Origin of the sequence: Pseudoprimorskyibacter insulae (genome assembly GCF_900302505.1) — a bacterium.
In the GTDB taxonomy this organism is placed as follows: Bacteria; Pseudomonadota; Alphaproteobacteria; order Rhodobacterales; family Rhodobacteraceae; genus Pseudoprimorskyibacter; species Pseudoprimorskyibacter insulae.
In genome coordinates this window covers 26,050-40,553 of sequence record NZ_OMOJ01000017.1, presented here as the reverse complement: position 1 = coordinate 40,553, position 14,504 = coordinate 26,050, and the positions used below count along the sequence as shown (strand labels likewise).

General features: G+C 59.4%; 13 protein-coding genes. 12 read left to right on the top strand and 1 reads right to left on the bottom strand.

What is annotated here, in order from left to right:
• Positions 1-160: 160 nt before the first annotated feature.
• Positions 161-1,186 carry a LacI family DNA-binding transcriptional regulator gene (locus tag PRI8871_RS18810; protein WP_108887744.1) on the bottom strand — a complete coding sequence of 342 codons (1,026 nt, stop codon included), beginning with the start codon at positions 1,184-1,186 and terminating at the stop codon, positions 161-163.
• 130 nt (positions 1,187-1,316) lie between these two features.
• On the opposite strand from PRI8871_RS18810, the gene PRI8871_RS18805 reads away from it, so the two are divergent.
• From PRI8871_RS18805 to iolB, 12 genes are all read left to right on the top strand, one after another.
• A complete protein-coding gene (locus tag PRI8871_RS18805; protein ID WP_108887743.1) occupies positions 1,317-2,393 on the top strand; it encodes a fatty acid desaturase family protein in 1,077 nt (358 codons plus the stop codon).
• Between the two features lie 102 nt (positions 2,394-2,495).
• Complete coding sequence (locus PRI8871_RS18800; RefSeq protein WP_108887742.1) at positions 2,496-3,527, top strand: LacI family DNA-binding transcriptional regulator; 1,032 nt, start codon at positions 2,496-2,498, stop codon at positions 3,525-3,527.
• 93 nt (positions 3,528-3,620) lie between these two features.
• The gene (locus PRI8871_RS18795; RefSeq protein WP_245897984.1) at positions 3,621-4,484 is read left to right on the top strand and encodes a TIM barrel protein; all 864 of its coding nucleotides are present in this window, start codon (positions 3,621-3,623) and stop codon (positions 4,482-4,484) included.
• A 78-nt stretch (positions 4,485-4,562) separates the two neighbouring features.
• Positions 4,563-5,507 (top strand): sugar ABC transporter substrate-binding protein, encoded by a 945-nt coding sequence (locus PRI8871_RS18790; protein ID WP_108887741.1) that lies wholly within the window; start codon positions 4,563-4,565, stop codon positions 5,505-5,507.
• Between the two features lie 96 nt (positions 5,508-5,603).
• A complete protein-coding gene (locus PRI8871_RS18785) occupies positions 5,604-6,677 on the top strand; it encodes an ABC transporter permease (protein ID WP_108887740.1) in 1,074 nt (357 codons plus the stop codon).
• Positions 6,678-6,688: 11 nt separating this feature from the next.
• Positions 6,689-7,462 carry an ATP-binding cassette domain-containing protein gene (locus PRI8871_RS18780; RefSeq protein WP_108887739.1) on the top strand — a complete coding sequence of 258 codons (774 nt, stop codon included), beginning with the start codon at positions 6,689-6,691 and terminating at the stop codon, positions 7,460-7,462.
• Positions 7,463-7,676: 214 nt separating this feature from the next.
• Entirely contained in the window at positions 7,677-8,669 is a 993-nt protein-coding gene (gene iolG / locus PRI8871_RS18775) for an inositol 2-dehydrogenase (RefSeq protein WP_108887738.1), read from the top strand.
• Positions 8,670-8,690: 21 nt separating this feature from the next.
• Positions 8,691-10,607, top strand: a complete 1,917-nt coding sequence (locus PRI8871_RS18770) for a bifunctional 5-dehydro-2-deoxygluconokinase/5-dehydro-2-deoxyphosphogluconate aldolase (protein ID WP_108887737.1) — start codon at positions 8,691-8,693, stop codon at positions 10,605-10,607.
• 94 nt (positions 10,608-10,701) lie between these two features.
• Entirely contained in the window at positions 10,702-12,525 is a 1,824-nt protein-coding gene (iolD, locus tag PRI8871_RS18765) for a 3D-(3,5/4)-trihydroxycyclohexane-1,2-dione acylhydrolase (decyclizing) (RefSeq protein WP_108887736.1), read from the top strand.
• 15 nt (positions 12,526-12,540) lie between these two features.
• On the top strand, positions 12,541-13,446 hold the full coding sequence (gene iolE / locus PRI8871_RS18760) for a myo-inosose-2 dehydratase (RefSeq protein WP_108887735.1): 906 nt from the start codon (positions 12,541-12,543) through the stop codon (positions 13,444-13,446).
• A 19-nt stretch (positions 13,447-13,465) separates the two neighbouring features.
• The gene (locus PRI8871_RS18755) at positions 13,466-13,657 is read left to right on the top strand and encodes a hypothetical protein (protein ID WP_108887734.1); all 192 of its coding nucleotides are present in this window, start codon (positions 13,466-13,468) and stop codon (positions 13,655-13,657) included.
• Between the two features lie 25 nt (positions 13,658-13,682).
• Positions 13,683-14,489 carry a 5-deoxy-glucuronate isomerase gene (gene iolB / locus PRI8871_RS18750; RefSeq protein WP_108887733.1) on the top strand — a complete coding sequence of 269 codons (807 nt, stop codon included), beginning with the start codon at positions 13,683-13,685 and terminating at the stop codon, positions 14,487-14,489.
• Positions 14,490-14,504 lie beyond the last annotated feature (15 nt).

Genomic DNA, 14,504 nt, shown 5'->3' with positions numbered 1-14,504 from the left:
CAATGGTACTGCGTCTCAAGACGTGGGAGAGTAGGTCACCGCCAAACCTAGTAAAGACCAATAATAATTCTAAAACGATCACAAAAACAAACAAATCAGCCCGCGTCAGAAATGACGCGGGCTGTTTGCGTTTGGGTCAGCATTCCGGAAAACACCTAGCTCAGACCGACTCTGGTGAAACCAGATCCGGTTCGAAGAATCGCTGACCTGTCGCCCCCTGCGTAAGCGGTTCAGCAATCATTCTGTCGATCAACTCTCTGCACAAACGCTCCAGCGGAGTGGCGATACACAGCGAGACAACCCTGTCGCCTAGGCCAAGGCGGCTATCGGCAGTCAATTCATTCACCACCAGAGCGACGGCACCGGGGGCGCGCGCCTCGCGGACTGCTGCGATCGCGCCTTCCATTCCCCCGCCAGCCACATAAAGGCCAGTCAGGTCTGGGTGCCGTTCCAAAAGTTCATGCGTGGCGGCATAGGTCAATTGACGTGTTTCAAGATTCACCATTGTATTGAGCAGCGCCATATCCGGTGCAAATTCGCGCATATAGGCGTGAAACCCGGTTTCCCGCAGCACATGGCCGTGCCAGCGATTGCCGCCGACAAAGACCGCAGCCTTGCCCTTACCAGCTGTCTGTGTGGCGATTAGCCAAGCGGCAATACGCCCGACCTTGATATTGTTCAGGCCGAAATAGCCGTGACGGGAACCTTGTGCGAAATCGTTTAACAAAGCGTAAACCGGGATGCCGCGATCCGAAATGCGTTTGACCTCGGCATCGATCTGGCCGTGGTTCAAAGCCGAAGACGCGATAACGTCTGATACCTCGGCCACTTCGATCAATTCCCGAACAAAGTCACCCGGCGCTTGTGACGAGGCGAAGCGAAACGTGACCTCGCCCCGGATATCGGTGCGTGCCGCGACGGCGCGTTCCAGCTCGGACGCGAAATTCTGATAAAACTCTTGTCCGCGCTTATGCAAAACAAAACCAAAACGCACCACGCGACGGGCCGCACGTTGCGCCTGAGGCTCTAGCCGAGGGGATATAAAGCCGATCCTTGCCGCGGCCTCGGACACTTCGCGGATGGACCGGTCGCTGACATTCGGGCGGCCATTCAACACCCGGTCAACGGTGGCAACACCCAGCCCGGCGGCCTTGGCCAGATCTTGTATCGTCGGGCGCCTTGTCATGTGACTGATGAAAATCTTTCATTTCGACGGCCAAGATTGATGGATATTGATGGGTTTTGCTAGCCCCAATCTTCGCGGCTATGCGGAATGGGACTACAGTCGTCGAAATCGCCAGCCAGAGGAGGGCCAGATGACTGAGCGTGATTATTCAATGTTGGGGCAGGATGGCCAAAGGGCCGTGGACACCGGGCTTGCAACGGCGGAGTGGTATCATACTGATATCCCCCGTAAGGAAATGAAAGCGCTGATGGAGCGTGAAAATGGGCAGGCAATCCGGGACACGGTTCTTTTGTTTGCGTGCATGATTGCCTTTGCCGGGCTGGGCATTGCCCTGTGGCCAAGCTGGTGGTCTGCGCCATTCTGGCTGGCCTATGGGGTGCTCTATGGCTCGGCGATGGACAGTCGCTGGCATGAGTGTTCGCATGGTACGGCGTTTAAGACACGGTGGATGAATGATGCGGTTTATCAGGTTGCCAGCTTTTGTATGGTGCGCAACCCAGTCACATGGCGTTGGAGCCATGCACGTCATCACACCGACACGATCATTGTAGGCCGAGATCCCGAGATCGCCGTCACGCGGCCAACGGATTTTGCGAAGCTCATCGCGAATTTCTTCGGAATTTTCGATGCCTGGGCCGGTTGGCAGCGGATGGTTTACAATGCACTGGGCAGCCTTCACCCTGAGGAAGCATCATTCATCCCCGAGCAAGAGCAGCACAAGGTCATCCGTGTGGCCCGTGTCTGGACACTGGTATATAGCGCTGTCTTGATATCGACGGTCTATTGGCAATCGATCTTGCCATTGATGGTCATCGGTCTTCCACGCCTTTACGGTGCGTGGCACCACGTGATGACTGGTCTGTTGCAGCACGGGGGGCTGGCCGAGAACGTCATCGATCATCGTTTGAACAGCCGGACTGTCTATATGAATCCGATCAGCCGTTTCGTGTATTGGAACATGAATTACCATGTCGAACATCACATGTTCCCCATGGTGCCCTATCACCGCCTGCCCGAGCTTCATGCCAAGATCAAACATGATTTGCCCGCACCCTGCCCGTCTATCTTTGCGGCCTTCCGCGAAATGTGGCCCGCCTTGGTTCGGCAAAGGTCGAACCCCGAGTACTACATTCGCCGGACCCTTCCTGACGGGGCAAGGCCCTATCGCGAAGATCTGCATGCCGCCGCTTTGGGGGCCGCCGAATAAAGCCACCCCTGCCGCGTAAAACCGGCGGGGGTTTTTCTTTGGCTTGATGGCATGAGATATGTAGTCCATCATTCATGATGTGTTTACGTCATGAGGTGCAGCATGTCGCGTCGTCCCACAGTCAAAGATGTGGCCCAAGAGGCCGGTGTCAGCGTTGCTACGGTTGATCGTGCGCTGAACGGGCGTGGTACAGTGCGTGAGGACACACTAAAGCGCATCGCCGAAGCTGCGCACCGGGTGGGCTACCACGCGCGGGGGCTTTTCAATCACCGGCTTGACTCGATGGTGCCAGAATTGCGCCTTGGGTTCGTGTTGCTGAAGGAAAAGCAGGAATTCTACCAGAACTTCGCCCGCGCGATTGAGCGCGCGGTTCGGGATCGCAATGACATTCGGGGCAAGGTCTTGATCCGTTTTGCGACCTCGCAATCGCCCGACGATTTTGCCCATCTGATGCGCGAAGTGGGCGCGCGAGTGGATGCCATCGCCTGTGTGGCCGTCAACCATCAAATGCTCAACCAGGTGGTGCAGGATCTTAAAGGCGCGGGCGTGCCAACCTTTTCATTGCTGAACGATTTCGCGCAGGGCATTCGGCGGAACTATCTGGGTCTGAACAACATGAAAGTTGGGCGAACGGCGGCGTCTATGATTACCAAGGCCACGAATCGTCCCGGAAAAGTAGCGATTTTCGTCGGCGGAAATCGCTGGCATGGTCATGATCTGCGCGAGGTCGGATTTCGGTCCTATATGCGCGAACATGCTCCGGAATTCACGGTCTTGGACACGCTGGTCAACCTTGAGACGCGCCGGGTGTCCTATGAGGCGACGCTGGATCTGTTGAACCGTCACCCGGATTTGCGCGGCATCTACCTTGCGGGCGGGGGGATGGAGGGCACGATTGCCGCCCTGAGAGAGGCCCGTTCGCCCGGAAAAATTGCGCTTGTGGTCAATGAGTTGACGGCGGACAGTCGCGCCGCTTTGTCCGAAGGGTATTGCGCCATGGTCATCCAGACGCCGCTGGATGAATTGTGCCGCGATCTGATCGAACTTATGATTGAGGCGCATCGCGTGGGCGAGGATGGGATATCAGGACAGCATTTCCTTGTGCCGCATATTATGCTGCCGGAAATGGTTTAATGACGTAAAAACATCATTCTGCATGCGCAAAAAAACATCATGAATGATGCAAAGGCTCTATGGTCCGATTGACGGAAACGTCTCATTTGCCCGATGGTCCCGGTCAGAACGTCGCAGGTGACGACGCTGACCGAGGGAACCATGAAGCGCGCTTTGAACCATATGACCACCCCCAACTTGGGTTATTCGGACTTCCTTGATCTGGCCGCTGCGCTTGATTGCGTTGGCGTCGAGGTGCGCAACGATATTGCGCGCCCGCTGTTTGATGAAATGCCCGCCTCGGATGCCGGGGCTATCGCGCGTGACAAAGGTCTGCGGCTGGTGGGTCTAAGCCAGGTTTACCCGTTCAACAGCTATACGACGGATGTCGCGCAAGAGGTTCGCGACCTGATCGCCACCGCCAAGGCCTGCGGTGCAGAAACCATTAGCCTGATCCCGCGCAATGACGGCACGGCCACCGCCAAAGCCGAACGCACGGCAAACCTGCGCAATGCGCTGACGGCGATCAAGCCGATGCTGGCCGATGCTGGCCTTGTGGCGCTGGTTGAACCCTTGGGGTTCGAACGTTCTTCGCTGCGATCCAAAGAAGATCTGGTCGAGATGATTGAAGAACTGGACGCCCGTGGTCAATTCAAATTGGTCCATGACACGTTTCACCACACGTTGGCCGGCGGCGGCCCGCTGTTCCCCGAATACACCGGGATCATCCATATCTCGGGCGTTGTCGATCCGGCGCTCCGCGTTGACCAGATGGAGGACGAACACCGCGTTCTGGTCGATGAACACGACCGCTTGGGCAACACCGATCAGATCGCCGCGTTGCTGGCCGCAGGCTATGACGGCCCGGTGTCTTACGAGTGTTTCTCTCCGCTGACCCACGCGATGAGCGACCCGAAATCCGAAATTCAAAAGTCATTTGAATTCATTGCATCGCAGATTGCGGCGCCAGCCGCCTGACCGATGCAAGAAGGCCCCGTCATCGGGGCTCCGGTGGAGGACATGGCGCGCCGGACGCCGCAATTGGGAGGATCCCCTATGAAAAAGACTCTGATCGCCGCCAGCTTGGCAACCTTGATGGGCACCACCGCAATGGCCGAAAATATCGGCGTTTCGATGGCGCTGTTTGACGACAACTTCCTGACCGTTCTGCGCAACGGCATCCAGAATTTCGCCGACGACATGAGCGACGTTGATGTGCAGATCGAAGATGCACAGAACGACGTGGCCAAGCAGTTGGACCAGATCAACAACTTCATCGCGTCTGGTGTTGATGCCATCATCGTCAACCCGGTCGACACCTCGGCCACGCAGGCGATGACCGCTGCTGCAGAAGCGGCTGGCGTGCCGCTGGTCTATGTGAACCGTCAGCCGATCAACGTTGACACGCTGCCCGACAACCAAGCCTTTGTGGCGTCGAACGAAATCGAGTCCGGCACGCTGGAAACCTTTGAGATCTGTAAGAACCTGCGTGCAGCGGGCAAGGGCGGCGGCGCACGCGCCTATGTCATGATGGGCGAGCTGTCGAACCAGGCGGCCGTTCAGCGGACCAAGGACGTGCACGACATTCTGGGCACCGATATGTGTAACTTCATCACCATCGTGGACGAGCAGACCGCCAACTGGTCGCGCGACGAAGCGCAGGACTTGATGACCAACTGGCTGTCGGCAGGCGAGCCGTTTGATGCCGTGATCGCCAACAACGACGAAATGGCAATCGGTGCCATTCAGGCAATGAAGGCCGCAGGCATCGACATGGCGTCGGTGCAGGTGGGCGGCGTTGACGCAACCCAGGACGCGCTGGCCGCAATGGCGGGCGGCGATCTGGATGTCACTGTCTTCCAAAACGCGGCCGGTCAGGGCTCGGGCGCGCTGAACGCGGCGCTGAAGCTGGCACGTGGCGAAGACGTGGATCAGAAGGTCTACATCCCGTTCGAACTGGTGACCCCGGCGAACCTGGGCGACTATTTCTCGAAGAACTAAGACAGGCCTTGGCCTGAAGACACCAGAGCGGCGCGCCCTAGCGCCGCTCTTCGCGCCGTTGAAACGCGACGGCACCATGATTGAGGGGACAAAGACATGGCGGACACCACCCACGGAACAGGGGGGCTGACGTTCGACAAATCGAAACGGGCCTGGCCGAACGAAATCAACGTTTTCGGCGCACTGGTTCTGATTGTACTGATTTTTGAAGGGCTTGGCTTTGCGCTGATGGGGCAAAGCTTTCTGTTTGATAGCAATGGCCGTTTTGACAGCATTTTCAACGAACAGCGCCTGCGCATCATCATTCTGCAAGTCGCCATTATCGGGATCATCGCGATCGGTTCGACCCAAGTGATCATCCTGGGCGGTATTGACCTAAGTCCGGGGTCTATCGTGGGTGTGACCGCCATGGTCGCCATGAGTTTTGCCCAAGTGGCCGAAGTGAATGGCTATCCCAACCCCAAGGCTTTGTTCGGTCCGGCCTTCATGGATCTGCCGGTGATCGTTCCGATCGTCGTTGCCATCTTGTGCGGGCTTGCCGCCGGGTTGGTGAACGGTTTGTTGATCGCCTATACCCGTATTCCGCCCTTTATCGCGACGCTTGGCATGATGGTCGCGGCGCGTGGTGCGGCCAAGTGGTGGTCCAAAGGCCAGCCGATTTCCTTCCCGACCGATAGCTATGCCGCCATCGGTGCAGGTATGAAGCCGGTGATCTGGTTCGTTCTGCTGGCGATCCTGTTCCACTTTATCCTGAAATTCACCATCTACGGCAAACACACCTATGCCATCGGTTCAAACGAAGACGCGGCGCGGATGTCGGGCATTTCGGTCGATCGTCACAAGGTGTTGGTTTACACCATCGCGGGCATTCTGGCGGCCTTTGCAGCGGTCGTTCTTAGCTCCAAGAACCTGACGGCGCAGGCGGGTATGGGCGTGATGTACGAACTGGACGCCATCGCCATGACCGTGATCGGGGGCGTGTCGCTGTCCGGTGGGCGCGGGTCGATCGTTGGCACGGTGCTGGGTGCGCTGATCTTTGGCGTCATCATCTCGGGGTTCACGTTCCTTCGGCTCGATGCCTATTACCAAGAAATGGTCAAAGGCGTGATTATCGTCGGGGCCGTTGTGCTTGACCAATGGCGCCAGCGCCGTTCCGCAGCCCGCATGTAAGGAGACAGGACATGAGCGATATCATTCTCGAAACGCGCGACCTGACCAAACACTATGGCGGTGTGCACGCGCTGGAAGGGGCCAATTTCACCCTGCGCAAGGGCGAACATGTGGCCATCATGGGCGACAACGGGGCGGGAAAATCCACCTTCGTGCGCCAGATCACAGGCGTTGAACAGCGCACCCGCGGCGAGGTGATCTTTGACGGCAAACCCGTCAACTTCGCCGGGCCGCTCGATGCGCGGGAAGCCGGGATCGAAACCGTGTTCCAAACGCTGGCTTTGGCCGATGCGCTGGACGTGCCGGACAACCTGTTCCTTGGCCGCGAAAAGACCAAGTTCGATTGGCTCGGCCCGTTCCGCATTCTTGATTACAAATCGATGCGCAATGACACTTTGGCCGCGTTGACCAAGACGGGCGTGAAAATTCCCAACATCCGCAATACGATCCAGAACATGTCGGGCGGTCAGCGCCAGTGCGTGGCCATCGCCCGAACCGCGACGTTCCATTCCAAGCTGACCATCATGGATGAACCCACGGCGGCGCTTGGCGTGCAGGAAACGGCGCAGGTTGAAAACATCATCCGCACGCTGAAAGAGCAGGGCGAGCCGCTGATCCTGATCAGCCACAACATGCGGCAGGTGTTCGATCTGGTGGACCGGATTGTCGTGTTCCGACGCGGTCGAATCTGCGCCAACCTTCGCAAGGAAGACACGGACGGTCAGGATGTTGTCGCCTATATCACCGGCGCCAAAACTCAGCCGGAATATGCGGACGCGGCATAGGTCAAAACGGGCCTGTCCGAGCCGTCGGACGGGCCTAATTCTGAGATAAAATGAGCCATTTGGGCGGACGTTTGGCACGATTGAGACGTTCTGTTCCGCGTCGTTTGAGGGGCCTTGACCCAAAGCGTATCTGGCCGTTCTAACGAGCCCACCCAATAGGCCACCAGCCAACAACAACAGCGCGCAAAGGCGCGTTTTCGGAAGGACAAGTGTAATGACTCTTGGAATTGCAATCCTCGGCGCGGGGCGTATTGGTCAGACCCATGCGCGCGCCATTTCGGCCACGCCCGGTGCCCGGCTGGTCGCCATTTCAGACCCGTTCGCGGAAGCCGCGCAAAAAGTCAGCGATGCCTACGGCTGCGATATCCGGTCGATTGACGACATCGCCGCCAGTGATGATGTCGACGCCGTCGCGATCTGCACGCCGACCGACACCCATGCCGATTTGATCGAACAGTTCGCCAAAGCCGGTAAAAAGATCTTCTGCGAAAAGCCCGTCGATCTGAGCGCCGCACGGGTGAAACAGGCCATCGCCACCGTTGAGGCCGAAGGCGCGACGCTGATGGTTGGGTTCAACCGCCGGTTCGACCCGGACTTCATGGCGGTCAAGGCCGCCATCGACAACGGCTCGGTCGGCGACGTGGAAATGGTTACCATCACCAGCCGCGATCCCGGTGCGCCGCCGCCTGCCTACATCAAGGTCTCGGGCGGGATTTTCCGCGATATGACCATCCACGATTTTGATATGGCCCGTTGGCTGCTTGGCGAAGAGGTGCAGACCGTCGTCGCGCAGGCGTCAAACCTTGTGGACCCTGAGATTGGCAAGCTGGGCGATTATGACAGCGTCAACGTCATCCTGCGCACCGCCTCGGGCAAGCAGGCCGTCATCACCAATTCGCGCCGCGCCAGCTATGGCTACGATCAGCGGATCGAGGTGCATGGATCGAAGGGGATGGCGCAAGCGCAAAACACGCTTGAGGCCAATGTGGTTGTCGCCACTGCTGACGGTATTTCGACGCCGCCGCTCATGAATTTTTTCATGACCCGCTACACAGCAGCCTATGCCAATGAAATCGCGGCCTTTGTGACGGCGGTGAACAGTGGCCAACCGACGCCGACCACTGGTCTGGACGGTTTGAAGGCGCTTGAGCTGGCCGATGCCGCGCTTGAAGCGGCGCAAACCGGCAAAGCCGTGACGCTGGCCTGACGATAAGAAAGGGGGACCCCAATGACCGACAAGACACTTGACGTCATCACCATTGGCCGCGCAGGCGTTGATCTGTATGGCGCTCAGATCGGCGGACGTTTGGAGGACATGGGGTCCTTCGAGAAATACATCGGTGGCAGCCCCACCAATATCGCCTGCGGCACGGCGCGGCTTGGCCTGAAATCGGCGCTGATTTCCCGCGTCGGCGATGAACATATGGGGCGCTTTATCCGCGAGGAACTGGAACGCCACGGGGTCAACACCGCAGGCGTCAAGACGGACCCGGACCGCCTGACGGCCTTGGTGATCCTTGGCATCCGCGACGAAGAGCAGTTTCCGCTGATCTTCTACCGCGAAAACTGTGCCGATATGGCCCTGTGTGAAGATGACATTGATGAGGCGCTGATTGCCTCGTCGCGGTCTGTGGTGCCGACGGGAACGCATCTGAGCAACCCGCGCACCAAGGCGGCCGTGCTCAAAGCGCTGGAATTGGCGCGTAAGCATGGGGTCAAAACCGCGCTGGATATTGATTACCGTCCCAACCTGTGGGGCGTGGCGGGTCATGGCGACGGCGAAAGCCGCTTTGTCGAAAGCGCCGAGGTCACGGCCAAGCTGATGGAGACGCTGCATTATTTCGATCTGATCGTCGGCACCGAGGAAGAGTTTCACATCGCGGGTGGGTCGACCGATACGATTGACGCGCTGCGGGCCGTGCGCAAGGTCTCGGGCGCGACGCTGGTCTGCAAACGCGGCGCGAAGGGCGCGGTGGCCTTTGAAGGCGCGATCCCTGATAGCCTTGACGACGGCCAAACCGGCCCCGGCTTCCCGATTGAGGTGTTTAACGTGCTGGGCGCAGGCGATGGGTTTTTCTCGGGTCTGCTGAAAGGCTGGCTCGATGGTGAAGACTGGCCGACCGCGCTGAAATACGCCAATGTTTGCGGGGCCTTCGCGGTCAGCCGCCATGGCTGCACCCCGGCATATCCGTCCTTGGCCGAGATGGAGTTTTTCCTTGAACGCGGCATCAAGCGCCGCGATCTGCGCAATGACGTTGAGCTGGAGCAGGTGCATTGGTCCACCAACCGCCACGGCGATTGGTCTACCATGCGGGTGTTCGCCTTTGACCACCGTTTGCAACTTGAGGAAATGGACGGCTACGATCTGCGCAAGGGCAGCGATTTCAAGGAACTGTGCCTGAAGGCGGCCTTGAAAGTGCAGGGTGGTCAGCCGGGTTATGGTATTCTGTGTGACGGTCGCATTGGCCGGACGTCGCTTTATAAGGCGACGGGCACGGGGCTTTGGGTTGGTCGTCCCACCGAATGGCCAGGCTCGCGCCCCTTGGCGATTGAGCCGGAGCTTGGCAGTGATTTTGGCGGCTTGGCCGAATGGCCCAAGGACAATGTGGTCAAGGTGCTGGTCTTCTGCCACCCGGATGACACCCCGGACATGCGGAGCCAGCAAGAAGCGACGGTGAAGCGCCTGTTTGAGGCCTCGCGGCGCAATCGGCTGGAATTCCTGTTGGAGATCATCCCTAAGAAGGTCGGCAAGGTTTCTGATGATACCACCGCCGATCTGATCCGCCGTTGGTATGAAATCGGTGTCTTCCCCGATTGGTGGAAGCTGGAGCCGATGACCACCGATAAGGCTTGGCAGAACGCGATTGAGGCCATTGAACAGCACGACCCGCACACGCGCGGCATCGTGGTTCTGGGGCTGGATGCGCCGGAGCCTGAGCTGAAAGCCAGCTTTGAAGTGGCGGCGAAATACCCGTTGGTCAAAGGCTTTGCCGTTGGCCGGACGATCTTTGGCGATGCCGCCCGCGCTTGGATGAAGGGCGAGATGAGCGATGCCGAGGCGGTGGCCATGATGTCGGATCGCTATGCGCGGCTGTGTCAGATCTGGGACGAGGCGCGGTCAGAGGCTCGCCGGAACGCTGCTTGATTGAGGGTAGCCGGGGGCGCTGCCCCCGGACCCCCGGGAATATTTATGGTCAGAAAATAACGGGCCAGTTGGGATTTGTGGAGGAGATACGCAGATGAGCACGATCAGGCTGACGGCTGCGCAAGCGATGGTGAAATGGCTGGCCGCGCAGAAAACCGAGGACGGAGCGCGGTTCATCGAAGGGATCTGGGCGATTTTCGGTCATGGCAATGTGGCCGGTTTGGGCGAAGCGCTGCATGCGGCGGGCGATGAGTTTCCGACCTGGCGCGGCCAGAATGAACAGACCATGGCCCATGCGGCCATTGCCTATGCCAAGACGCATAAGCGGGGGCGGGCGATGGCGGTGACCTCGTCTATTGGGCCGGGCGCGACCAATATGGTGACGGCAGCCGCGCTGGCGCATGTGAACCGGCTGCCAGTTTTGTTTGTGCCGGGCGATGTGTTTGGCAATCGGATGCCCGATCCGGTGTTGCAGCAGATCGAAGATTTCGACGATGGCACCGTGTCGGCGAATGACTGTTTCCGTCCGGTAAGTCGGTATTTTGACCGGATCTCGCGGCCTGAGCATCTGTTGACCTGCCTGCCGCGAGCGCTGCAAACCATGACCGATCCGGCGAAATGCGGGCCAGTGACCTTGGCGTTTTGTCAGGACACGCAGGCCGAGGCCTATGATTACCCGGTGTCATTCTTTGAGCCGCGGGTTTGGCGCATTCGCCGGCCTGAGCCGGATGCGGCGGAATTGGCCGATGTGGTTGCCGCGCTGAAGGCGGCGGAAAAGCCGTTGATCGTGGCCGGTGGCGGGGTGATCTATTCGCAGGCCGAGGCCGATCTGGCCGCCTTTGCCGAGGCGCACAGTATTCCGGTTGTGGAAACGCAGGCGGGCAAGTCGGCGCTGGATTGGCAGATGCCGCTGAACCTTGGATCTATCGGTGTGACCGGTGGGGACGCGGCCAATGCGGCGGCGGCCGAGGCGGATCTGATCCTAGGGGTTGGCACGCGGTTTCAGGATTTTACCACCGGGTCGTGGACGGTGTTTGCGAACCCGGCCCGCAGGCTCGTGTCGATCAATGTCACGGGCTATGACGCGGCCAAGCATGGGGCGCTTGGGCTTGTGTCGGATGCCAAGGTGGCGCTGGCGCGGATCTCAGCGGGGCTGGGCGGCAAGACCTATGCGGATTTGGACAAGGGGCGCCGCGCCGCGTGGTATGCGGCATGCGATGCGGTGATGGCCGCGCCCACGGGCGATGGTCTGCCGACCGACGCGCAGGTGATTGGGGCGGTGCAGCGCCAAGCTGGCCCCAATACTGTTGCCATGTGCGCCGCAGGCACCATGCCGGGGGCGCTTCATACGCTGTGGCAGGCGGCGCCGGGCGGCTATCACATGGAGTACGGCTTTAGCTGTATGGGCTATGAGGTGGCGGGGGCCATGGGCATCAAGCTGGCCCGTCCCGAGGCGGATGTGATCTGCTTTGTGGGCGATGGCAGCTATATGATGGCCAACTCCGAACTGGCGACTGCCGTGATGCGCCGCGTGCCCTTTACAATCGTTTTGACCGACAACCGGGGTTACGGCTGTATCAACCGGCTGCAAATGGGCACCGGCGGGGCCGAGTTCAACAACCTGTACGCCAGCGCCAATGTCGAGGTGCAGCCCGAGATCGACTTTGTCGCCCATGCCGCCGCGATGGGGGCGCATGCGATCAAGGCCTGCGGCATTGCCGATCTTGAGGCGCAGATCGAGGCGGCCCGCGCCCGCGATATCCCGACAGTGATCGTGATCGACAGCGACCCCTATTCCGGCGCAGGCGTCGGCGGCGTCTGGTGGGATGTGGCCGTGCCTGAGGTGTCGAGCCGTGCCGAAGTGAATGAGGCCCGCAAGGCCTATGTGGAAAAGACCGCGCTGCAACGCGTGGATTGATAAAGGACGCACCAGATGAGTGTGAAAATCGGGATTTCCCCCATTGCTTGGCAGAACGATGACCTGCCGGACCTGACCGCCGATTACACGATGGAGCAGTGCCTGTCGGAGTCGCGCCAGATTGGCTATACCGGCGTGGAACGTGGCCGCCGGATGCCTGCCGATACCGAAGGTCTGCGCCGCTATCTGAACGAGGCCGATCTTGCGCTTTGCGGCGGTTGGTGTTCGGGCAGTTTGATGGTGCAGGACGTACAGACCGAGATCGACATGATCCGCCAACAGGTCACACAGTTCGTGGCATTGGACGCGCCTTGCGTTGTCTATGCCGAATGTTCGAACACGGTGCAGGGCGATCAATCGACGCCGGTTGTCAACCGTCCCAAGCTGACCCGTGATGACATCCGCACCTATGGCGCGAAGCTGACCGAGGTGGCCAAGTGGATGAAGGGCGAAGGAATGGTCATGGCCTATCACCACCATATGGGATCGATGATCGAAGACGGCGAAGATGTCGATTGGCTGATGGAACACACCGGCGAAGAGGTGACCTTGCTGTTTGACACCGGGCATCTGCTGTTTGGTGGCTCGGACCCGCTGAGCGTGCTAAAGAAATGGGGTCATCGGGTGCATCATGTGCATTACAAGGATATTCGCTGTCACGTGACCAACCTGATCCGGGCGCGCAATGGCAGTTTCCTTGATGCGGTGGTGGCCGGGGCCTTTACCGTGCCGGGCGATGGCTGCATTGATTTCGGTGCCATTACCCGCGAACTTAAGGCGATGGATTACAACGGCTGGATCGTCGTCGAAGCGGAACAGGATCCGGCCCATGCCAATCCATATGAGTATTCCAAGCTCGGGTATGAGCATATCTTGAAGGTCTGCGATGATGCGGGCCTGACTGTCGACGGGCGGGGATAGCCTGCCGGAAAGGGGCCAGATGTTTAACCTGCAAGATCCGTTCTATCGCCCGCTATGGCTGCGCATTGCGATTGTCGCGGTCAGCCTTGGTTGGGCCTTGATGGAGGTTCTGTCTGGTTCCCCCGGTTTTGCCCTGCTGTTTGGCGCGATCGGCCTTTACGCCGCGCACCAGTTTTTTATCGCGTGGACCGACCCCGACGACGGGGCCTGAGCGCCACTGACCACAGGAGCCTTTGATGCCTGACCTACTTCGCAAACCCTTTGGCACGCACGGCAAAGTGCACCAGATCACCCCCGAAAGCGCCGGTTGGCGCTATGTCGGCTTTGGGCTGTATAAGCTGCGGGCGGGCGACACCGTAGGCGAGGCGACGGGCAGCAATGAGGTCATGCTGGTGATGGTCGAAGGCAAGGCAGCGATCACCGGGGCGGGGCAGGACTGGGGCGTTCTGGGTGATCGGATGAACGTCTTTGAAAAGACCCCGCCGCATAGCCTTTATTTGCCCAATGGCACGGATTGGCAGGCGACGGCGGAAACCGATTGCACCATCGCGGTTTGCGCGGCCCCCGGCATGGGCGGGCATGAGGCGCGCCGGATTGGCCCTGATGGCATCACCCTGACGGAACGCGGCAAAGGCAGCAACACGCGCTACATCAACAATATCGCGATGGAGAACGAAGATTACTGCGATAGCCTTTTGGTGACCGAGGTGTTCACCCCGGCGGGCCATTGGTCCAGCTATCCCAGCCACCGTCATGACGAAGATGACTATCCGCGCATCACCTATCTTGAGGAAACCTATTACCATCGGCTTAACCCGCCCAATGGGTTTGGCATCCAGCGGGTCTATACCGATGATCTGCAACTGAACGAAACCATGGCTGTGGCCGATGGCGACGTCGTCTTGGTGCCGCGCGGGCATCACCCTTGCGGTGCGCCCTATGGGTTTGAGATGTATTACCTGAACGTCATGGCTGGCCCCTTACGCAAATGGCGCTTTGTCGCCGCGCCCGAGGTCGAGTGGATCATGGAACGCGACGCCTAAACCGGCGACCGATGG